The sequence below is a fragment of the Streptosporangium sp. NPDC020145 genome, from assembly GCF_040631275.1.
In the GTDB taxonomy this organism is placed as follows: Bacteria; Actinomycetota; Actinomycetes; order Streptosporangiales; family Streptosporangiaceae; genus Streptosporangium.
This window is the reverse complement of the sequence record NZ_JBEXZT010000022.1, coordinates 70,754-90,925: the sequence shown is the minus strand read 5'-3', so window position 1 is coordinate 90,925 and position 20,172 is coordinate 70,754. Positions and strand designations below refer to the sequence as shown.

The 20,172-nt window shown below is 69.9% G+C and carries 23 protein-coding genes; 11 read left to right on the top strand and 12 right to left on the bottom strand.

Annotated features, from left to right (window positions below):
* Window positions 1-6: 6 nt before the first annotated feature.
* Both ABZ463_RS30880 and ABZ463_RS30875 read right to left on the bottom strand, forming a co-directional pair.
* On the bottom strand, window positions 7-750 hold the full coding sequence (locus ABZ463_RS30880; RefSeq protein WP_362781404.1) for an ABC transporter permease: 744 nt from the start codon (window positions 748-750) through the stop codon (window positions 7-9).
* A 16-nt stretch (window positions 751-766) separates the two neighbouring features.
* Entirely contained in the window at window positions 767-1,687 is a 921-nt protein-coding gene (locus ABZ463_RS30875; RefSeq protein WP_352012501.1) for an ABC transporter ATP-binding protein, read from the bottom strand.
* A 231-nt stretch (window positions 1,688-1,918) separates the two neighbouring features.
* Here ABZ463_RS30875 and ABZ463_RS30870 point away from each other — a divergent pair, with 231 nt between their 5' ends.
* Entirely contained in the window at window positions 1,919-2,179 is a 261-nt protein-coding gene (locus ABZ463_RS30870; RefSeq protein ID WP_362781402.1) for a hypothetical protein, read from the top strand.
* Here ABZ463_RS30870 and ABZ463_RS30865 read toward each other — a convergent pair.
* Window positions 2,147-3,157 (bottom strand): tyrosine-type recombinase/integrase, encoded by a 1,011-nt coding sequence (locus ABZ463_RS30865; RefSeq protein ID WP_352012709.1) that lies wholly within the window; start codon window positions 3,155-3,157, stop codon window positions 2,147-2,149. The two genes, ABZ463_RS30870 and ABZ463_RS30865, sit on opposite strands and share 33 nt — an antisense overlap.
* Before the next feature lie 11 nt (window positions 3,158-3,168).
* Entirely contained in the window at window positions 3,169-4,089 is a 921-nt protein-coding gene (locus ABZ463_RS30860) for an alpha/beta fold hydrolase (protein ID WP_352012503.1), read from the bottom strand.
* Between the two features lie 82 nt (window positions 4,090-4,171).
* On the opposite strand from ABZ463_RS30860, the gene ABZ463_RS30855 reads away from it, so the two are divergent.
* The 3 genes from ABZ463_RS30855 (at window position 4,172) to ABZ463_RS30845 (ending at window position 7,719) form a co-directional block, all read left to right on the top strand.
* The gene (locus ABZ463_RS30855) at window positions 4,172-4,819 is read left to right on the top strand and encodes a TetR family transcriptional regulator C-terminal domain-containing protein (protein ID WP_362781399.1); all 648 of its coding nucleotides are present in this window, start codon (window positions 4,172-4,174) and stop codon (window positions 4,817-4,819) included.
* Window positions 4,820-5,986: 1,167 nt separating this feature from the next.
* A complete protein-coding gene (locus ABZ463_RS30850) occupies window positions 5,987-6,454 on the top strand; it encodes a hypothetical protein (RefSeq protein WP_362781397.1) in 468 nt (155 codons plus the stop codon).
* Between the two features lie 263 nt (window positions 6,455-6,717).
* Window positions 6,718-7,719 carry a tyrosine-type recombinase/integrase gene (locus ABZ463_RS30845; protein ID WP_352012506.1) on the top strand — a complete coding sequence of 334 codons (1,002 nt, stop codon included), beginning with the start codon at window positions 6,718-6,720 and terminating at the stop codon, window positions 7,717-7,719.
* Here ABZ463_RS30845 and ABZ463_RS30840 read toward each other — a convergent pair.
* A complete protein-coding gene (locus ABZ463_RS30840) occupies window positions 7,716-7,970 on the bottom strand; it encodes a helix-turn-helix transcriptional regulator (protein WP_352012507.1) in 255 nt (84 codons plus the stop codon). The two genes, ABZ463_RS30845 and ABZ463_RS30840, sit on opposite strands and share 4 nt — an antisense overlap.
* 62 nt (window positions 7,971-8,032) lie before the next feature.
* Between ABZ463_RS30840 and map the strand changes: the two genes are divergently transcribed.
* Complete coding sequence (map, locus tag ABZ463_RS30835; RefSeq protein ID WP_362781394.1) at window positions 8,033-8,800, top strand: type I methionyl aminopeptidase; 768 nt, start codon at window positions 8,033-8,035, stop codon at window positions 8,798-8,800.
* On the opposite strand, the gene ABZ463_RS30830 is transcribed toward map, so the two are convergent.
* Window positions 8,763-9,614: a MerR family transcriptional regulator gene (locus ABZ463_RS30830; RefSeq protein ID WP_362781392.1), complete on the bottom strand. Its 852-nt coding sequence runs from the start codon at window positions 9,612-9,614 to the stop codon at window positions 8,763-8,765. The genes map and ABZ463_RS30830 overlap by 38 nt on opposite strands.
* Before the next feature lie 132 nt (window positions 9,615-9,746).
* Here ABZ463_RS30830 and ABZ463_RS30825 point away from each other — a divergent pair, with 132 nt between their 5' ends.
* Window positions 9,747-10,046, top strand: coding sequence for a DUF3817 domain-containing protein (locus tag ABZ463_RS30825; protein ID WP_352012510.1), 300 nt, complete (start codon window positions 9,747-9,749; stop codon window positions 10,044-10,046).
* 6 nt (window positions 10,047-10,052) lie between these two features.
* Here ABZ463_RS30825 and ABZ463_RS30820 read toward each other — a convergent pair whose 3' ends face one another.
* Window positions 10,053-11,657, bottom strand: coding sequence for an ABC-F family ATP-binding cassette domain-containing protein (locus ABZ463_RS30820; protein ID WP_362781389.1), 1,605 nt, complete (start codon window positions 11,655-11,657; stop codon window positions 10,053-10,055).
* A gap of 110 nt (window positions 11,658-11,767) precedes the next feature.
* Window positions 11,768-12,745 (bottom strand): DUF4037 domain-containing protein, encoded by a 978-nt coding sequence (locus ABZ463_RS30815; protein WP_362781387.1) that lies wholly within the window; start codon window positions 12,743-12,745, stop codon window positions 11,768-11,770.
* Window positions 12,746-12,910: 165 nt separating this feature from the next.
* Here ABZ463_RS30815 and ABZ463_RS30810 point away from each other — a divergent pair, with 165 nt between their 5' ends.
* A complete protein-coding gene (locus ABZ463_RS30810) occupies window positions 12,911-13,885 on the top strand; it encodes a tyrosine-type recombinase/integrase (protein WP_362781385.1) in 975 nt (324 codons plus the stop codon).
* A gap of 18 nt (window positions 13,886-13,903) precedes the next feature.
* On the opposite strand, the gene ABZ463_RS30805 is transcribed toward ABZ463_RS30810, so the two are convergent.
* From ABZ463_RS30805 to ABZ463_RS30795, 3 genes are read right to left on the bottom strand one after another with little or no spacing between them, the layout of a single operon-like run.
* Window positions 13,904-14,866, bottom strand: a complete 963-nt coding sequence (locus ABZ463_RS30805) for a hypothetical protein (protein ID WP_362781383.1) — start codon at window positions 14,864-14,866, stop codon at window positions 13,904-13,906.
* Window positions 14,863-15,708 (bottom strand): ABC transporter ATP-binding protein, encoded by an 846-nt coding sequence (locus ABZ463_RS30800; RefSeq protein WP_362781381.1) that lies wholly within the window; start codon window positions 15,706-15,708, stop codon window positions 14,863-14,865. Before ABZ463_RS30800 ends, ABZ463_RS30805 begins: the two co-directional genes overlap by 4 nt.
* Window positions 15,705-16,106, bottom strand: a complete 402-nt coding sequence (locus tag ABZ463_RS30795) for a GntR family transcriptional regulator (RefSeq protein WP_352012516.1) — start codon at window positions 16,104-16,106, stop codon at window positions 15,705-15,707. Before ABZ463_RS30795 ends, ABZ463_RS30800 begins: the two co-directional genes overlap by 4 nt.
* Before the next feature lie 474 nt (window positions 16,107-16,580).
* Between ABZ463_RS30795 and ABZ463_RS30790 the strand changes: the two genes are divergently transcribed.
* Window positions 16,581-17,231 carry a lysophospholipid acyltransferase family protein gene (locus tag ABZ463_RS30790; protein WP_352012517.1) on the top strand — a complete coding sequence of 217 codons (651 nt, stop codon included), beginning with the start codon at window positions 16,581-16,583 and terminating at the stop codon, window positions 17,229-17,231.
* A 74-nt stretch (window positions 17,232-17,305) separates the two neighbouring features.
* Entirely contained in the window at window positions 17,306-18,934 is a 1,629-nt protein-coding gene (locus tag ABZ463_RS30785) for a penicillin-binding transpeptidase domain-containing protein (RefSeq protein ID WP_352012518.1), read from the top strand.
* A gap of 34 nt (window positions 18,935-18,968) precedes the next feature.
* On the opposite strand, the gene ABZ463_RS30780 is transcribed toward ABZ463_RS30785, so the two are convergent.
* Window positions 18,969-19,250, bottom strand: a complete 282-nt coding sequence (locus ABZ463_RS30780) for a DUF3040 domain-containing protein (protein ID WP_362781378.1) — start codon at window positions 19,248-19,250, stop codon at window positions 18,969-18,971.
* A 388-nt stretch (window positions 19,251-19,638) separates the two neighbouring features.
* Here ABZ463_RS30780 and ABZ463_RS30775 point away from each other — a divergent pair, with 388 nt between their 5' ends.
* Entirely contained in the window at window positions 19,639-19,818 is a 180-nt protein-coding gene (locus ABZ463_RS30775) for a CopG family transcriptional regulator (RefSeq protein WP_362781376.1), read from the top strand.
* Between the two features lie 2 nt (window positions 19,819-19,820).
* Window positions 19,821-20,165, top strand: coding sequence for a VOC family protein (locus ABZ463_RS30770; protein ID WP_362781374.1), 345 nt, complete (start codon window positions 19,821-19,823; stop codon window positions 20,163-20,165).
* Window positions 20,166-20,172: the final 7 nt, after the last annotated feature.

Below are 20,172 nucleotides of genomic sequence, written 5' to 3'. Positions count from 1 at the left end.
ACCGCCTCAGTCCCTCAACCGTCTGCCGAACGCCCGGACCGCCCACACCGCACCCGCACCCGCGAACACCAGCAGAACCCCCACATGCCACCCCACCGGCCACGGCGGAGCCGCCCCCAGCGTCGCCGCCCTGCACAACTCCACCCCGTGCCACAACGGCGACGCGTACGCCAGCGGACGCACCACCGGCGGCAACTGCTCCACCGGGAAGAACACCCCGCCGAACAACGCCGAAGGAATCATCACGAACCTGAACAACAACGCGAAATAACTGTCGTGATCGATGCTCGCCGAGAACCCCGTCACCGGCGCCGCCACCGCCACCGCCAGCAACGCCGCCACCACCGGCGTCACCACCACCCACGGCGAACGCAACGCCCCGAACACCCCGGCCACCACCAGGAACACCACGACCGCGCTCTCCACCCGCAACACCACATACAGCAGGCCGCCCGCCACCATGTCCCGCACCCCGACCGGAGTGGCCCGCATCGCGTGAAATCCCCGCACCCACTTGAAGTCACCCAGCACCGGGTACGTCGAATCACCCACCGCCATCTGGAACGCCGTCGAAGCCATCACCCCCGGCGCGATCCACGCCAGATACCCCACCCCGCCGACCTCACCCACATACCGGCCGACCCCCACCCCGAAACTCACCAGGAACAGCACCGGCACCACGAACGACGACAACACCGACGCCCGCCACACCCTCCGGTACAGGCACAGATGCCGCTCAAACACCGCCACCGCCGGACGAACCACCTCAATCCACCAACGTCCGGCCCGTCAACTGCAGAAACACATCCTCAAGCGAAGAACGCCGCACCAGCACACTCGACGGCACCAACCCCCGCCGCCGCACCTCCGCCACCGCCGCGTCCCCATCACCCGTGTACAGCAACACCCGATCCGGCAACGGATCCACCCGCCCGATCCCCGCGAGCCCACCCGCCACATCCACCCCCTCGGGAAAACGCAACTCCACCACCTCCGGCGCGCAGTACGTCCCGATCAGCGAACGCGGCGACCCCTCCGCGACGATCCGCCCCCCGTCCATCACCACCAGCCGATCACACAACTGCTCGGCCTCATCCATGTAATGCGTCGTCAGCACCAGCGTCGTACCCCGCTGCCTCAACCGGAACAACCGCTCCCACAACAGATGCCGCGCCTGCGGATCAAGCCCCGTCGTCGGCTCGTCCAGCAACACCAGATCAGGATCGTTCACCATCGCCCGCGCGATCGTCAGCCGCCGCTTCATCCCCCCCGACAACGGCTCGACCCTGCTGGAGGCCCGATCCCGCAACCGCACGAAATCCAGCAACTCCTCGGCCCGCTCCCGCGCCCTCGCCCGCGACATCCCGAAATACCGCGCGTACGTCGTCAGGTTCTCCCGCACACTCAGATCCGGATCAAGATTGTCCAGCTGCGGGCACACCCCCAGCCGCCCCCTGATCCGCGCCCCGTCCCGCACCGGATCCATCCCCAGAATCCGCAACTCACCCGCCGACGGCATCGACACACAACCGATCATCCGCATCGTCGAGGACTTACCCGCCCCGTTCGGCCCCAGGAACCCGAACGCCTCACCCGGCTCCACCTCCAGATCGATCCCGTCGACCGCGACGAAGTCACCGAACCGTTTGACAAGCCCGCGCGCGCGGATCAGAGGCTCTGCAGACACGCCCGGAACGTAACAGAGACCGGCGACACTTCCGCAACCCACCAACCGGGTACGGCACCGCGGCACACGACACCGGGGGAGACCCGCCCCGGCCCCACCGGCGGCCCCGCACCGCGGCAGGGCTCCGCCGGGACGGGCACGAACACAGAACACCCCGCCCGGACGGCATACGAGACGACACACCGGGTACGGCCTTCACCACCCGGCCCCCACACCCGCAAGGATCACCCCATGGTCAACACGGCCGCCGTCATCCTCCTCGCGGCCCTCGCCGCCCTGGTGATCATCGGCCTCATCGCGCTCGCCGTACGACTCACCCAGCGCCCCCGCAACACCCTCATCGGCGGCGGACTCGGCCCCGCCCTCATCGAACAGGTCCTGCACCTCAAAGCCACCGGCCAGTTCGACCAGGCCGTCATCCTCGTCCGAGGAGAAACCGGCCTCAGCCACCGCGCCGCCTCACGCCTCGTCAGGAAGATCCACACCCCCTGACGACCCCGCCAACCGGCCGATCACCCCATAAGCCGGATTCACCCCCGCCGCCCGGCGCACCTCACGCGCCGTCGAAGCCACATACGCCTGACCCGTCACGATCGACGAATGCCCCAGCAACTCCATCAGCTCATGCGCCGAGGCCCCCCGCTCCGCCAGCCGCGTCGCGAACTCATGCCGCAACGCGTGCACCAACGTCCCCCGCTGCACCCGATCGTGCACCCCCGCGTACCGATAACACTGCCGCACCAAATACTGCAGACCACCCCGCCGCAACGGCTCATTACGCGTGTCCACCAGAAACACCGCCGAAGGCGGCAACCCCCCGAGCCCGAACCGCTCCAACCGGCTGCGCACATACCGATCGGCCAGCACCTCGACCGGCTCCTCGATCGGCAACGACCGCGTCCTGCCGCCCTTGCCCACCACCTGAACCCGCCGCTCACCCGAAGGACCGCCGAACGACCCCATCGTCAGCCCCAGCAACTCCGCCGACCGCATCCCCGTGACCAACGCCAGCGCCAGCACCACCAGATCACGCTCCACCCACGGATCACGCGCCTTACGCGCCCCCGCCGCCACCCGCTCAAGCAACGTCACCGACGCCGACCCGTCACCCAGCAACGGCTTGGGCGCCTTCGCCGGCTGCTTCGGCCGCGGCACCGCCGCCATCGGATTACCCTCCAGCACCCCCTCCGCCACACAGAACGTCAGAAACCGGTTCCACGCACTCCACGCCCGGTTCACACTGGCCGCAGAACGCGACCCGGCGAAATCAGCGAACGCCCCCCTGACCAGCCGCGCCGTCAACACCTCCACCCGCAGATCCTCAACCGGAACCTCCGCACGCCGCGCCACCAGCTCCGCCACGATCCGCAGATCACTGTCGTAACCGGCGACCGTACTGGGGGAGAGCTTCTTGGCCCGCAACGACAGCAGGAACTCCCCGGCGACCTCCCGCAGACCACAACCGTCCATCACACAGGCGATTATGCATCCGGCCCGGGGGAGCGGCCCTCACCACCGCGACACCGATCCGCGAACGCCACAAGACGATCGTTGACCAACTCCGGCGCCTCGAGCGCGACCGCGTGCCCCACACCCGGCACCACCTCCGCGTGCACCACCGGAAGCAACCGCCGCGCCCGCTCGACGACCTCGGCCGGACGCACCAGACTGCTGCGCCCCCCGACGATCAACTGCACCGGCACCGCCACCCGCGCCAGCTCCTCGTCACCGAACCGCCGCGCCGGACTGCGATCCGGCCGAAACCCCCGCGCCCCGGCCACGACCGGCGCCATGATCTCCGGCCGCCCCACCAGCGCCCACTCCGCCACCACCCGGTACAGCGCCCGCCGCCACGACGGGGGAGCGGCCATCGCCAACAACGTCACCAGCAACGTCACCATGAACCGAAGCGGCACCCGCGCGAGCCCACCCGGATCGAGCAACGTCACCGACGCCAGCCGCCGGGCCCCGTACACGGCCTGGTTCAGCGCCAGCCAGCCACCGTAGGACAACCCCACCAGATGCACCCGCTCCAGCCCCAGCCCGGCCAGAACCTCCTCAAGCCAGGCCGCCGAGTCCCCGGACCCCGTCACCACCCGCCGCTGCACACCACCCCCCGGATCGTCGATCGTCTCCACCGCGTACACCGGACGGTGACACCCCACCCCGGCGGCCTGCAGATACCACATGGAGGCGTTCGCACCGTGCCCGTGCAACAGCACCACCGGCTCCCCGTCCCGCGGCCCGCACCGGTAGACCCGCGTCGTCCCGAAGGAGGTCTCCACGTCGAACACCTCGTGCGGCGGCCACAACCCCATCGCCACCTCGTACGCGGCCCGGAACCTCCGCTCGGCCCGCCCATCACGAAACCGCCCGATCCCGGCACGGGTCCCACCGTCCACACGCCCTCCCGGCAAAATTGATACACACGTATACGGTACGGTTGTATCAACATTGTGAGGCCACGTCCACCAGGAAGCACCCGTGAACCGGACCGACAACCGCGAAACCCGCCGCCACGACATCACCGAAGCCGTCCTGCGCGTCATGACCCGATCAGGACTGCACGCCGTCACCATGCGCGCCGTCGCCGCGGAGGCCGGCGTCTCCCTCCGCCTGGTCCAGCACTACTTCGAGACCAAACAACACCTCATGCACACCACCCTGAACCGGCTCACCGAAGAGATGACCCAACGCCTGCGCACCCGCCTCACCGGCGCCCACCGGCCACGCGACGTCATGGAGGCCGTCCTCGCCGAAGCCGTCCCCACCGACGAACGCAGCCGCGCCTTCCACCTGGCCTACACCTCCTACGCCGTCCTGGCCGTCACCGACGAGACACTCGCCGCGCACCCCTTCCTGAACGCACCCGACGCCATGGAGACCTTCGTCACCCGCCAGCTGACCCGGGCCCGCGACGACGGAGACCTCGCACCCGGCCTCGACCCGCGCACCGAGGCCGTCACCCTGCTGGCGACCGCCGCCGGACTGGGCGTCGCCGTCCTCGCCGGGCAACGCACCCCGCAGGAGGCCACCGCGATCCTGCACAGCGGGCTCGCCCGCCTGTTCCCGAACCCCGCGAGCCCCGGAGAACAGGGAGAGGCCACGGCGGAGGAGGGCGGTCACAAGTGATGCATAAGTAAAATTATGCATCAAAACCGCCGGAGAGCCCCGGAGAACCCGCGGCGACGCCCACACGGCGAACGCCGGCCCCGGAGTTCCGTACGGCGAACACACCGGAACACGGCACGGCGAACACACCGCGACGGCCGGACACCGGGTAACGCGCACCGGCCGTCCGGGAGAACACCGCCCGCCCGTAAATCGATCATGAAAAACGGGGAAACGGAGCTCCCGGCACGCCCGCGGCCTCCAGGCGCGGCGAGGTTCCGGCGAACGGCCGAACGCGGACGGCCGACGGCATCCGGCCTGCCCGGACGGTCCTGGCCGGCGGCGGGACGCCGAACCCGGGTGCGCGGCTCCGGCGTCCCCTGGCTCCACCGCCTCACCCGCTTTGTCCGGAAAAATCGTGATACCAAACAGAAACCCAATTCTGTTTGGTATAAGAAATCCCGGCCCAGGACGGGAGCACCGCCCCCACAGCCCCGGCGTCCCGCTCCCCACACAGACGACACGGAACGACGCGGGTCCGGCGCTCCCCCGCGGGGACCTGCCCGGTGGGTCCGCCGGAACCGCGACCGGCCTCCCCCGCCGGGCCGCCGGGCCCGGGGCGAGGACGCGACGGACGGCCCAGCCGGGACCGGTGACGGCGCGGTGGAGCCGGTCCCCGGTCGAGGTGGTGGCGAACGGGAGGCCGTCCCGTGCCGCGGGCGGGACGGGTCCGGTTCGCGCTCGGTTGTGGTGAAGGGGGGTGTGTCCTTTCGAATCGAAAGGTCCGCTGATGCGTCCGCCGTTGGTGTGGAATTCGTTGATGACGCGTTGGTCGAAGGGCGTGGAGTTTTTTTGTGGTTTTGTGCGTGGAGGGCGGGTGGTGTTTTCGTTCCTGTCGGGGAAAGGTTTGAGGAGTTTGTCGGCTGCCGGGTTTTTCGGCGGTCTGCGCCGGTTTTGCGGGGTGGGTCTTCGGGGGCCGGGGGTCGCCGCCCGGCAGGGTGCCTTACTCAGGTGCGGCTCGTGGCCGGTCCGGCGGGGCAGGGCCGGATCCTGGTGGTTTTCGTCCTGGAGGGTTTTTCCTGAAATGTTGTCCGGCGGCTGGGTTTTGCCCTCTTGGTTGCGGTGGGCTCCTGGAATTGTCGGTGCCGGGTTCTACGATGAGCCGACTCTCAGGAAGGGTGTTCGCCGATGCTTGACTCGCTGATTGTGCCGTTGCTGGTGACCACGGATTTGCCGCCGGACGCTGATCTGGCGGAGTTCGGGCGGCTGCTCGCCGACGCGGTGCGGGAGCCGGGCCGGGGTGCGGTGTCGTATGCGGGTTTTCTGCACGGCGCGGTGTTCTGGCTTGATCCGCCGAGGATGTCGGCGGATCGTGAGGCCGGGGCTGGGCCGGTGGCCGAGGAGTTGCGGTTCGCGGCGTTGCTGGGTCATCTGTCGGTGAGCGGCGGGTGCGGGCGGGTCAAGGACGTGGTGGCCGACGTGGGCAGGGCGGTGACGGAGGCGGTCGCGGCTCGTTACGGTGATCTGGGGAGTCCTCCGGCGGTGATGGCGATCCGGGCTGAGGATGTGCGGGAGCGCACTCCCCCGTCGGCGGTCGCGGTCAGTACGGCCGGTGCGGTTGCCGGGTTGGTCGCGGCTGCCCGCCCTTACATGTGACTTGTCCGCCCGTGGGCGGGTGTGATCGTCTACGTTGGGCGGGTGGGCGTGGCCGGCGGTTCGCTGCGCGTCGTCGGCTGGTTTCCCCCTCTCCCCCGTGTGGGTGTGGGGTGCCCGCGGTGGTGTCCGGTGGCGGTCTGTGTGCCAGGCGGGGTGGTCTGGGGCGGGTACGGCCGGGCTGATCGTCGAGGAAGGGTGTCCGGGGAGTCATGCGGCCAGCGGGTCTGAATCGCCTCACGGTGCGGGAGTCGGCCGATCGGTATGTGGAGTTGGTGCGGGCCAAGACGTTGACGGGGGCGTTGTCTCCGGCGACGGCGGAGGTTTACGCGCGTGATGTGGCGACGTTCGTGGGGTTGGCGGGTGAGGAGACGGTTCTCGATGATCTGACCGGTGAGGACGTCGATGCGGTTCTGCTGGCGTTCGCGCGTAAGCCCGATGGGCGGCGGGCCGATCCCGGTCAGGGGGGCGGGGTGCAGTCGGCTTCGTCGCAGGCGAGGTTTCGGCGGTCGGTTTCCGCGTTGTTCAAGCACGCGTCGCTGGCGGGGTGGGTGCAGGTCAATCCGATGGCGTTGGTGACGGTTTCGGCCAAGGAGCGTGGCGGGTTGCGGCCGCAGCGGCGGGCGTTGACGCGGGAGCAGGCTCAGGGGTTGGTCGGGGCGGCGCGGGAGTTGGGTGACGGGCCGGTTGAGGAGGCGGGGCGGGCGCGGCGGCGTGATCAGCGGACGGAGTTGCGGGATGCGTTGATCGTGTTGTTGCTGTCGACGATGGGGCCGCGGGTTTCGGAGTTGGTGCGGGCGGATGTGGAGGATTTCTACACCAACGACGGGGTGCGTTACTGGCGGATCTTCGGTAAGGGCGGTAAGACGCGTGATGTGCCGTTGCCGGGTGATGTGGCGCGGGTGCTTGAGGCGTATCTGTCGTGGCGGGGTGAGGTTCTGCGGGGGGTGCAGGACAAGGCGTTGCTGTTGTCGTGGCGGGGCAGGCGGCTGGCGCGGGGGGATGTTCAGGCGGTGATCGACCGGGTGCAGCGGCGGGTTGATCCGGATCGGCGGCGTTCGGTGACGCCGCATGGGTTGCGGCATACGACGGCGACGCATCTGCTGGCCGAGGCGGTGGACATGGACGCGGTGCGGCGGGTGCTGGGGCACGGTGATCTGGCGACGCTGGGGCGTTACCGGGATGAGTTGCCGGGTGAGCTGGAGGTGGCGATGCGGGCTCATCCGTTGTTGCGGGAGCGGGGGGTTTCGGGCGGGGGCGGGGTTTAGGCGGCGCGTTCGGCGGTGCAGACCTCGGCGAGGACGTCCATGGAGATGTTCAGGGTCTGGGCGAGGGCGGCGATGGTGAAGAAGGCGGGGGTGGGGACTCTGCCGGTTTCGATCTTGCGGAGGGTCTCCGCGGACAGTCCGGCGGCGGCGGCGACCTCCGTCATGCTGCGGGTGCCGCGGGCCTGGCGTAGCAGGGCGCCCAGGCGGTGGCCGCGTTCGTGGTCGAGTTCGGTCAGTGGGGGTCGCACCATGTGCGGAAGCTTAGCAAACGTGATAACAATACCGGTATAAGTATTGGACCGGAAGGTGACACGTGGTCGAGATCAAAACAACGGCAGAACTGGAAGCCATGCGCGAGGCCGGACGCGTCGTCGCCAACGCACTACAGGCGGCACGCGACCAGGCAACCCCCGGCACCACCCTCCTCGAACTCAACGAAACCGCCGCCACCGTCATCTCGGCGGCCGGCGCCAAACCCGCCTTCCTCCACTACAAACCCCACTTCGCCCCCACCCCCTTCCCCGCCGTCATCTGCACCTCCGTCAACGACGTCCTCGTCCACGGCATCCCCGACCACTACCGGCTACGCCCCGGCGACCTGCTCAGCATCGACTGCGGCGCCTACCTCGACGGCTGGGCCGCCGACGCCGCGATCAGCCTCACCGTCGGCCCAGCCGACCCCCAGGACCTGAAACTCATCAACGACGCCGAAACCGCCCTCGCCAACGCCATCACCACCTGCACACCCGGCAGCCGACTGGGCGACATCGGCCACGCCGTCGCCACCGTCGGCCGCCACGCCGGATACGGCATCCCCACCGACTTCGGAGGCCACGGCGTCGGCCGCGCCATGCACGAAGACCCACACGTCGCCAACCACGGCCGCCCAGGCCGCGGAATGACCCTCCGCCCCGGCCTCGTCCTCGCCATCGAACCCATGTTCATGGCCGGAGGCCACGACACCTACCTCACCGCCCCCGACGGCTGGGCCCTGACCAGCGTCGACGGCAGCCAAGCCGTCCACGTCGAACACACCGTCGCCATCACCGACGACGGCCCCCGCATCCTCTCCCTGCCGTGAGACCCTCCGAAAGACCCTGCTCCCCCAACCTGACCATCACCCGGGTACGCAACCGATCCGGCGAAGTCCGCGCCGGATCCGACAGATAAACCTCCCGAATCGGCCCATCCGGCGTATGACCCCGCTCAGCACACCACGCCAACACAGCATGCGCGGTCAAATCAATCTGGTCATACGGCCCCACATGCACCGCCCCCGCGAACACCCCACCCGGCAGAATGTACGGCCGCGTCCCCCGCGGAGCAGGCCCCCCGAACTCCGCCGCGACCACCACCGGAATCGGCTCCCCCATCTCCACCGGAAACAAACCCGTCAACCGCAACCCCTCCTCCAACCCGCCCTCCCGGACAGCACGCACCAACGACGCCACACACGCCCCCGTCGCCCGAGCGATGTCCTGCGGCGAAACCGCCTCATCACGCACCAACACCACCTGACGGGGCCCCTGCCGCTCCACCGTCACCTCAACCGGCGGCACCCCCGACACCAACAACCGCTCCAACGTCGCCAACGTACGGCTCCGCCGCGCCAGCTCCGCCTCCAACTCATCACGCACCCGCCCCAGCACCTCAGCCACCGCCACCCCCGACAACACCTCACCGACAGCGCTCAACGGCACATCCAACGACCGCAGCAACCCGATCGACAACGCCTGCCTGGCCTGCGCCACCCGGTAATACCGGTAACCACTGTCAGGATCGATCCACGCCGGAACCAGCAACCCCAAATCCGCGTAATGCCGCAACTGCTTCACACTCAACCGGCACAACCTCGCGAACTGCCCGATCGGCAGCAGCCCATCATCCACATCCACCCCTCCAGCATGCCGCCCCCACCAGCCCGAAGACACCGCCGACAACCCGGAAACAGGACCGCCACCCACCACCCCTAAGGTGAGGACCAACCCACCCCCCGTTCCCGGTCCCCAAGGGAGAGGTCCCCCACCGTGCCCACCACGCTCCGCCTGTTCCGATACGTCGCCATCGCCGAAGCGTGCTCATGGGCCGGACTCCTCATCGGGATGTACTTCAAATACATCGCCGCCACCGGCGACCTCGGCGTCAGAGTGTTCGGCCCCATCCACGGCGCACTGTTCGTCCTCTACGTCGCCGGAGTCATCGCCGCCGCCCGCACCGCCCGCTGGAGCATCCCCACCACGGCACTCGGCCTGGCCTGCGCCATCCCCCCCTTCACCTCCCTGTGGTTCGAACGACGCATGCTCACCCGCCACACCGCCACCGTGTGACCCCCCTCACGACAAAGCGACCAACCCCCGATACTCCTCACCCCACAGATCCTCATCCGCCTCCGGCAACAACAGGACACGATCCGGCCGCAACGCCTCCACGGCCCCCTCATCATGGGTGACCATCACGATCGCCCCCGGATAGGAACCCACCGCCGCCAGCACCTCACCCCGCGACGCCGGATCGAGATTGTTCGTCGGCTCATCCAGCAACAACACATTCGCCCCCGAGTGAACCAACCCCGCCAACACCAGACGCGTCCGCTCCCCACCCGACAACACCCCGGCCGGCTTGTCGACATCGTCCCCCCGGAACAGAAAAGCCCCCAACACCCCCCGCACCTCACCATCCGTCAGATGCGGCGCCATCTCCACCAGGTTCTGCCGCACCGCACGATCCCCCCGGACGGTGTCGTGCTCCTGCGCGAAATACCCCAGCCGCAACCCCTGCCCCCGCACCACCCGGCCACCATCCGGCTCCTCCCGGCCCGCCAGCACACGCAACAACGTCGTCTTGCCCGCACCGTTGAGACCCAGCACCACCACCCGGGCACCCCGATCCACCGCCAGATCAACCCCGTCCAGCACCCGGCGGCCGCCATAGGACTTCGACAGGCCCACCGCACCCAACGGCACCCGTCCACACGGCTCAGGCTCCGGCAGCCGAATCCTCGCCACCTTCTCCGCACGCCGCACCGGCTCAAGACCGGCCAGCATCCGATCCGCCCGCCGCGCCATACTCCTGGCCACCACCGAAGTCGCCGAACGCGCCTTCATCCGATCCGCCTGCGCGTGCAACGAAGCCGCCTTACGCTCAGCGTTCACCCTCTCCCGCACCCGCCGCCGCTCATCGGCCTCACGCTGCGCCAGATACGCCGCCCACCCCGTGTTGTGCACATCGACCGCACCCCGCACGGCGTCCACATGGAAGACCCGGTTGACCACCCCGGCCAGCAACGCCGTGTCATGACTGATCACCAACAGCCCACCCCGATACCCCAGCAGGAAAGACCGCAGCCACGCCAGCGCGTCGACATCCAGATGGTTCGTCGGCTCATCCAGCAACAACGTGCCCCCGCCGTACCCCGCGAACAGGATCCGCGCCAGCTCGACCCGGCGCCGCTGCCCACCCGACAACGCCCCCAACGGCTCCGCCAACACCCGCTCAGGCAACCCCAGACCGGCCGCCACCCGAGCCGCCTCCGCCTCCGCCGCGTACCCGCCGCCCGCCTGGAACTCCGCCTCCGCCCGCGCGTAACGAGCCATCGCCCGCTCCAACGCGGGCCCCTCCGCCCCGGCCATCGCCCCCTCAGCCGCCCGGAGACGACGCGAAACCGCATCCAGGCCACGAGCCGACAGAATCCGATCGGTGACCGAGACCGACTGATCAGCGGCCCGCGAGTCCTGCGCGAGGAACCCCACCGGCCCCCTACGGGTGACCGTCCCCCCAGCCGGCTCCGACAGACCCGCCAGAACCGACAACAACGTCGTTTTGCCCGCACCGTTACGGCCCACCAGGCCCACCCGATCACCGGGAGACACCGAGAAGGAGACATCGGACAGCAACAGACGCGCGCCGACCCGCACACCGACACCACAGACAGTAATCATGAAAAAACGCTCCGGATAGCGAAAAGGACACACTCCTGACGTGGAAGCGAGTCCTCAGCTAAGAAATCCGGGCGAACATCCCCCCACCATAGACGCCACCCCCCACCCCCTCACAACCCCAATACGGCCCCCACCGCCGCCCGGCACCGCACCGGATCCTCAAGCAACTCCGCACACCCACCCAGCTGATCCACCGACCCCGTCAACGGAAACCCCCTGACCACCGGATCGACCACCCCACCGGCCAACGCCTCAGCCAACCCCCAGGCGCCACCACCCCGCACCGCCGGCCCCAACCCCAGCCGCCCGTGCAACACCGACACCCGCTCGACCGCCTCCCCCAAACACCGCTCACGAACCCGCCAATCCCCCGCCCCCACCGCCGCCGACAACACCTCACCCAGCTCCGCCGTACCGGAAAGCCGCGCGAACGCACCCCCAACCCACTTCGCATACGGCGGATACCGGCGCCGCACCAGCAACACCAGCCGCATCAACTCCCCCACCAGCGACGCCGTGAACACCGCGGACCCCAGATCGTCGCCCGTCTCCCCGCACCTCCGGGGAAAGGACTCCAACCGCGCCACCCGCCGCCACTGACACGCCAGCACGTAACGCTCCAGATCAGCCGGATACCAGCGCAACACCGAACGAACCCGCTCCAGAACCCCCAGACCATCGTGGAAAACCTCACCACCGGTGACCTCCGCCAACCGCTGCCAGGGAACCGACAACCAATCCAGCACCCCGGCCCCGGCCAGCGGATCGAACCCCAGCCTGCCCGGCAACCACACCGAGGGCTCCACCACCCGGACCCCGCCCTCCCCCACCACGACCGGATAACCACCGAACACCCGGGGCAACGCCTCGGCCAGCGACGCGGTGACCTCACCCACCGACCCCTCGGGAACGAACACCACCACCCGCGGCCCCCAGCCACGGACGGCCGAACGCTCGGTGTCGAACGCCAGCACCTCCGAGCCCGGCCCGATCAACGCCGCGCTGTGCGCGACGCCGGCGATGACGGGCCGTACCTCCTGCGTGTAGAAGTCACGTGAAAACTGCAGACCAGGGACAAAACTGGACATCACTCCATTCACTCTGCCTGCCGGAACCGCCTGGCGCACCGGGTTTTCTCCCCTCCGGAGGAGGCCGCCTCCTTCCTCGGTGAGGGGTTTTTGTGGTGTGTGAGGAAGGGCATCCAACCCGGTGGCTTTACAATGTAGATTTCCAGGGTTCGATAAGGTCGCCGGGTGAGCGTGCCCGTGCTGCCCGAGCCCTCCGGGCCCGTCGTCGAACCCGCCCGTGATCCCTACCGGGTGTACCTCGACTCCCTGACCAGCTCCGAGTCCCGCCGCGCCATGCGCGGCTGCCTGGACCGCCTGGCCGGTCTCGTCTCCGGCGGGCAGGCCGCCAGCGGTGAGGGCCAGCCCTGGCATCTGCTGCGTTACGAGCACACCGTGCGCCTGCGCACCCTGATGACCGAACGCGGCTGGTCGGCCGCCTATGTCAACAAACACCTCGTCGCACTGCGCAGGGTGCTGCGCGAGGCGTGGCGCCTGGGCCAGATGACCGCCGAGGAGTACCAGCGCGCCGCCGACCTGCCCACCGTCGAACACACCCGTCTTCCCGCGGGCAGGCACGTTCCGCCCGAGGTCGTCGGCGCCGCCCTGGCCGCCTGCGACGACGACCCCTCCCCCGCCGGGACACGCGACGCCGCCCTGCTCGCCGTGCTGTACTCCACCGGCTGCAGGCGCGCCGAGATCGCCGCGATGGCCCTGGACGACTACGACCCCGGGGCCCGTTCCCTGCGGGTGCGCGGCAAGCGCGACAAGGAACGGCTGGTCTACCTGACGTCCGAGGCCGTCGGCAGGCTGGAGCGGTGGCTGGCCGTACGGGGGCGTCCCGCCGGGGCGCTGTTCTGCCCCATCGGCCGGTACGGCTCGCTCAGGACCACCGGGGCCGGGCCCGCCCCCATGACGGGGCAGGCGGTCGCCGACATCCTGGCCAGACGGCTGGCTCAGGCCGGGGCCTCCGCCCGCACCCCGCACGACTTCCGGCGCACCTTCATCGGGGAGCTGCTCGACGCGGGCGTCGACCTGGCCACCGCCCAGGCCCTCGTGGGTCATTCCTCCCCCGCCACCACGGCCCGCTACGACCGGCGCCCCGAACGGCGCCGCCGTGAGGCGGTCGACAGGATCACCCTTCCCCCCGCCAGACCGCTGTGACCCGCGGGCGCCGGCCCGTCAGCCGGGCCTGCGCAGCGTGCGGCGTACGGCCAGCCCGGCGAGAGCCGCCGACGCGAGCGTCAGGATGCCCGCCTCGGTCCACTGGAAGCGCCAGAACTTGGACGGCGGGTGGTAGTACACCGCGTGCCGGTACCCCTTGCCGAACAGGCACGCCTCCCACGCTCTGGCGTTCCTGTCGCTCCGTCCCATGTCCGCCCGGTGCGGGCAGCCGCCGACCGACGGCTCGGTGACCTCCCTGCCCGACGGCTCCACCCAGGCGGCGCCCACCAGCCGGGCGTCCGGGTCGGCGAGCAGCACGTCACCGGACAGCTCGGCGCGCACGGGTTCGGCGTAGTGGTCGCTCAGCTGGAACAGCGTGAACATCGTCACCGTCACCCCCGCCACGACCAGCGCCATCGCGGGCAGCGTCCGCCGGAACAGGGCGCCGGCCGCGACGCCGAGCATGAACGCGTACAGCCACCACACCCCGGGCTGGACCCCGACCATGTTGAACACGCCGATGTTGCCGAAGGTGGAGTCGGCCCCCTTCCTGAACACCGGCCGCCACAGGCTCACCATGAGCGACAGCAGCAGCCCCCCGGCCGTGACCGTCGCGCCCAGGACCGACAGCTTGACCAGCAGCCACCGCCGTACGGACACCGACTGGGTCCAGGCCAGCCGGTGGGTGCCGCGCTCGTACTCGCGGCCGAGCAGCGGCGCGCCCCAGAACGCCCCGATCAGCGCGGGGGCCACCAGCGGCATCCATCCGAAGATCGTGTAGACCGCGCCGTAGCGCCGCCCGAGCGCCACCTCCAGCTCTCCGCACGCCACGTCGGGCCCCGGGCAGCCCGGCGGGGCGTGCTCGGCCGCGTACCGGCCCGCCTCGACGGCCGAACCCAGCAGCAGGAGCCCCAGCAGCGCCAGGAAGCCCGCCGTCACGAGGATCTGCGCCCGGTGCTGGCGCCAGGTCACCCAGATCACGCGTCCACCCCCGCCGGTCGCGGCAGGGCCGCCGACTCGGGGCTGCGCAGGTAGCCCATGACGAGTTCCTCCAGCCCGGGGTGTCGTGCCCGCCAGCGCGGGTCGGGCGGGAGCGGTCCCCTGACGAGCATGCCGGTCTGCCTGCCGGTACGCCTCTCGCTCACCACCCGTACCCCCGCCGCCGTGGCCTCCCGCGGCCCGGTGAGCACGAGGTGCTCCCGGAGCAGTTCCTCGATGTCACCGCTGACCTGCAGCCGTCCCCCGTTCAGCACGATCAGCCAGTCGCACGTCTCCTCCAGGTCGGAGACGACGTGCGAGGACAGCAGCACGGTCAGCTCCCGATCGGCCACTTCCGCCATGATCGAACGCATCACGTCGTGACGGGCCAGCGGGTCGAGGTTGGCCAGCGGTTCGTCCAGGATGAGCAGGTCCGGCCGGCCGGCCAGGGCCATCGTGACCGCCACCTGCGCCCGCTGCCCGCCCGACAGCCCGCTCACCTTCCGTTCCAGCGGTATGCCCAGCCCGGCGAGCCGGTCGACGGCGGAGGCCTGGTCCCAGCGGGCGTTCGTCCGGCGGCCGAAGGTGAGCATGTCGGCGACGCTGAAGCCGTCGTACAGCGGTTTGTCCTGCGCCACGAACGCGGCCGTGCCGGCCACGCGGACGCCCCCCGACCTGGGCCGCAGCAGCCCGACGGCCGCGTGCATGAGTGTGGTCTTGCCCGCCCCGTTGGGTCCGACGAGCGCCGCCACCCGGCCTGCGGGCAACGACAGCGAGCAGTCGCGTAACGCCCATGTACGGCGATAGCGGACGCCCAGCCCGGTCGCCTCCAGGACGGGGCTCATGCCACGCCCTCCTTCGCGGCGTCGGTCAGGACCACGGCGAACAGCGCCCGGAGATCCTCCTGGTCGAGTCCCGCCGCGCGGGCCTCGGACACCCACGCCTCCAGGGCGCGCCGCAGCCGTGTGTGCTCGGCGAGCGTCGCGCCCGCGACACCCTGCCGGACGAACGTCCCCATCCCCGGCCGCCCCTCGACCAGGCCCTCGCGCTCCAGCTCCCGGTAGGCCTTGAGCACGGTGTTGGGATTGATGGCCAGGCTCTCGACCACCTCGCGGGCGGTCGGCAACTGGTCCCCGGGACGGAGCACGCCGAGCCGGAGCGCCTGTTTCACCTGGTGAACGAGCTGCAGGTACGTCGCGACGCCCGAGCCCCTGTCCAGGACGAACTCGATCAACGAAAACACCCTTTCACTATTCGGTTAGTGAAAGGGTGTTGGAGCCGGTCGCCCGCTGTCAACCCGGCCCCGCGTGCGCGCTCCGTGCAGGGCTCCGTGCAGGGCCCCGCGCACGGGCCCGCGCCGCATCGGAGCTGACACACCGGGCCCGTTACGGAATAACCACCGCCCGGCGTCCGTTAGGGTGATCGTGCCGATGTGGTTTGTGTCCCCCGGGCCGCAAATTACCGCCTTCACGGAATACCGTTCGGCTGGAGCCGTGTTGTGCCTCTCGCCGAGGAGGCGACCGCCACATCGGCTCAAACGTTGCGCCCCGTGGGAGTCCGCTCCCACGGGGCGTTCGTTTTGCGGTTTCCTCTCGTGGGAGGCCTCCGGCTTTGGAGGGAGGCTACAAACATGAAGACGCCGCCTGTTCGGGTGCACACACCAGCGGGACGCCGGGACACCGCCTAGTGTGGTGATCCCATCTGATGAGGAGAGCCCGTGCTCTATCGCCTGACCAAGATCGTCAGCGCTCCTTTCCTGCACCTGATGTGGCCGACCACGGTCACCGGGGCCGAACACGTGCCGGACACGGGACCGGCGATTCTGGCCTCCAACCACCTGTCCGTGGTGGACTCCACCTTCCTGCCGCTGGTACTGCCCCGCCAGGTGCGTTTCGTCGCCAAGGCCGAGTACTTCACCGGCAACCCCGTCACCGCCGCCTGGATGCGGGCCACCGGGCAGCTCCCCATCGACCGGCAGAGCCCGACCGCCGCCCAGGACATGCTGGACGCCGCCGCCAAGGTGCTCAAGGACGGCGAGCTCTTCGGCATCTACCCCGAGGGCACCCGTTCCCCCGACGGCCGTCTCTACCGCGGCAAGATCGGAGTCGCCTGGCTCGCCCTGGCCACCGGCGCCCCGGTCATCCCGGTGGCGATGAAGGGCACGGACAAGGTCCTGCCGATCGGCACCGGCGTGCCCAGGTTCGGCAGGGTCGGCATCCGGATCGGAGCGCCTCTGACCTTCACCGGTTCGCACACCGACGCCCGTGACCGCCGCCGGGTGACCGATGAGATCATGGACGCGATCCACGTGCTGTCCGGCCAGGAGCGCGCTCCGGGATACGCCCCCAGCCGCAGTAAGGACAATTGACTATTTGTCGTCACAATTCGGGGCGTTCACGCTAGGCTGCGACCTTCGGGCACGGACAACTGGGGGGTAGCCAAGTGCCGAAGGGCAGGACGATCGCGATCACGTCGGCAGCCGTCGTACTCACCGCGGGGGCGGCGGGTGCCGGGGCCTGGTGGTTCCTGCACACCAGAGGCACCCCCCAGGAGACCGCTCAGCGATTCGTGACCGCCTGGCAGACGGGCGACCTCGCCGCCATGCGCGCCGAGACGGGCACCCCCGCCCCGGCGCTCGCCAAGACCTACGAGGACATGCGCAGGAACCTCGCGGTCGAGTCGGTCTCCATCCGCCTCGGCTCCGTCCGCGAGACCGGCGACGGCACCGGGGAGGCCGCCTACACCGCGACCCTGCGCCTGCGCGACATCGGCCAGTGGGACTACACCGGCACCCTCCCCCTGGCGGTCGTCGACCGCAACTGGCGGGTCAAGTGGTCCCCCGCCGCCTTCCACCCCCGCCTGGCCGACGGCTCCGCCTTCGCCCTGAAGACCAAGTGGCCGCAGCGCGCCCAGATCACCGCCGCGGGCGGCGAACGCATCGACACCGGCGACGCCGGCGGCTCGGTCCAGCAACTCGTCGGCTACCTCGACAAGGCGACCGACAAGGACGTCAAAACCCTCGGCGCGCCGTACAAGGCGGGCGACCCGATCGGCAGGGGCGGGCTGCAGCAGACCTTCCAGCGGAGCCTGGCGGGCGCCCCCGCCACCGAGATCCAGATCGTCGGACCCGGCAAGACCGCCAAGACCCTCGACACGATCGAGGGACACGACGGCCAGGAGGTGAAGACCAGCCTCGACCTGCGGGTCCAGCGCGCCGCGGCCGACGCCGTACGCGACCTCAAGCAGACCGCGTCACTGGTGGCGGTCAAACCCTCCTCCGGCGAGATCCTCGCCGTGGTCAACAACCAGGGCGGCTTCAACCGCGCCCTCGACGGCAACTACCCGCCCGGCTCCACCTTCAAGGCCGTCACCGCCGTCGGACTGCTCGCCTCGGGAATGACCCCCGGCGAGGACGTCACCTGCCCCAAGGACGTCACCGTCGGCGGCCTGCCCATCCGCAACTCCCACCACGCGGGCTACGGGGCGGTCACCCTCTCCGACGCCTTCGCCTACTCCTGCAACACCACCTTCGCCCCCCTCACCAAGGAACGGCTCGGCGCCGACAAACTGCTGCGGGCCGCGGAGCTGTTCGGCTTCAACAAACCGCTCACCATCGGCGTCCCCGCGACCAAGGGAAGCTTCCCCAGGGCGCAGAGCGACGCCGAACTCGCCGCCGAGTCCTTCGGCCAGGGCCGCATCACCGCCAGCCCCCTGGTGATGGCCTCCGCCGCCGCGGCCCTGGCCGACGGCACCTGGCGGCCGCCCACCCTGGTCCCCGCGCTCAAGCAGAAGGCCGAACCCCGGGAACTGCCCTCCGGAGTCCTGCAGGACATGCACAAGATGATGTCCGCGGTCGTCACCAAGGGAACGGCCAAGGACGCCGGCCTGCCCGCGGGCACCCGCGGCAAGACCGGAACCGCCGAGTACGGCCCGCAGGACGACCTCAAGACCCACGCCTGGTTCATGGGCTTCCGCGGCGACCTGGCCTTCGCGGTGATCGTCGAGGAGGGCACCGGAGGCGGAGCGGTCGCGGCCCCGGTGGCGGCGGCCTTCCTGCGCGCGCTGGGCTGAGGCTCCCCACTCCCCGCCCGAGCCCGCCGGGTCCTCAGAGAGGGAGCGCCGCCGCGGCCTCGTGACGCAACACCAGGACGAGCAGCATGGCGATCAGGATCGCGATCAGCATCCAGCTGACCACGATGACGACCGTCGTCCCGCGCGGACCCCCGGCCGGGCCGCCCTCCCCGCGCACACGGCGCCTGCGGCGGCCCTCCTGACGCTGGACACGCTCGTTGAACGACTCCAGCCGAGCTGCCAAGCGTGGGTCCTCGTCGGTGAGGTGACGCTCGATCTGCAGCAGCATTCGCTCCTCGTCTTGCGACCAGGCCATGCCGTACCTCCCCGGGACGCAAGGCGTGTGCCGGTTTCCTGCCCAATCATGAAGATCGTTATCCATTTACATGGCGGCGATTTACCGCTTCTTTCCGCCCCCGCCACCTGTGTTCCCCGCGGCCTGCGACGTGGGCGAACGCTCTCCCGCAGCGGTTCTTTCCGTGACCCGGCGGCCGCCTTCCGCCGGCCCCGGCAAACCACCGGGCGGAGCCGACGACCGCACGGACGTATGACGCTCCTGTTTTCCGTGAACAGATCCTCGCGGCCCGCCTCACCACCGCGATCACGACCGGCGCACCGGCCACAACCCCGCGCCACCCGCGCGCGCGGCGGGGCCACGGAAACGGCCATGCGATCTAGCTTGCTAGGATGCTAGCATCGGCGTCATGGGTGACGCGGAAGTCAAGCAGTTCAACGTGTACCTCCCGACAGGGCTGATCAGACAGGTCAAGCACCACGCGATCGAGCAGGGCATGTCCCTGTCCGCGCTGGTCGCCGACGCCCTGCGCGCCTACCTCGACGACGCCCCCGGGCAACAACGGCAATCACCACACAAGGAGTCATGACAATGACGACCCAAGGACTCGAGGCGGTGTTCCTGGAGACCCACAACTGGGGAAGAACCGCGAGGTTCCTCCAGGCACTGGGTTTCGAACTGGAGATCTCCACCGGCGACGGCTCCGGCGTCTTCCGCAACGGCGAAGGCCCCTATCTCGTCACCGTCGAAATCCCCGAGAACCGCGAACCCCGAGTACAGCTCGCCCTGAAGGTGGCCGACGAGAACCTCTTCCACACCGACCCGGCCGTCGAAGTGGTCACCCCGTTCGAGGACACCCACTACGGGACCCGGGAGATGACCGTCCGCGACCCCGACGGGCGGCTGTGGAGCCTGCAGGCCCCCGCCAAGAGCTGACAGCCCA

Coding starts and splice junctions, on each gene's coding strand:
- ABZ463_RS30780 (WP_362781378.1), bottom strand. CDS start 19,250: ATGGCCTGGTCGCAAGACGAGGAGCGAATGCTGCTGCAGATCGAGCGT.
- ABZ463_RS30850 (WP_362781397.1), top strand. CDS start 5,987: ATGCTTGACTCGCTGATTGTGCCGTTGCTGGTGACCACGGATTTGCCG.
- ABZ463_RS30770 (WP_362781374.1), top strand. CDS start 19,821: ATGACGACCCAAGGACTCGAGGCGGTGTTCCTGGAGACCCACAACTGG.
- ABZ463_RS30870 (WP_362781402.1), top strand. CDS start 1,919: ATGGTCAACACGGCCGCCGTCATCCTCCTCGCGGCCCTCGCCGCCCTG.
- ABZ463_RS30815 (WP_362781387.1), bottom strand. CDS start 12,745: ATGTCCAGTTTTGTCCCTGGTCTGCAGTTTTCACGTGACTTCTACACG.
- ABZ463_RS30820 (WP_362781389.1), bottom strand. CDS start 11,657: ATGATTACTGTCTGTGGTGTCGGTGTGCGGGTCGGCGCGCGTCTGTTG.
- ABZ463_RS30800 (WP_362781381.1), bottom strand. CDS start 15,708: ATGAGCCCCGTCCTGGAGGCGACCGGGCTGGGCGTCCGCTATCGCCGT.
- ABZ463_RS30775 (WP_362781376.1), top strand. CDS start 19,639: ATGGGTGACGCGGAAGTCAAGCAGTTCAACGTGTACCTCCCGACAGGG.
- ABZ463_RS30865 (WP_352012709.1), bottom strand. CDS start 3,157: ATGGACGGTTGTGGTCTGCGGGAGGTCGCCGGGGAGTTCCTGCTGTCG.
- ABZ463_RS30840 (WP_352012507.1), bottom strand. CDS start 7,970: ATGGTGCGACCCCCACTGACCGAACTCGACCACGAACGCGGCCACCGC.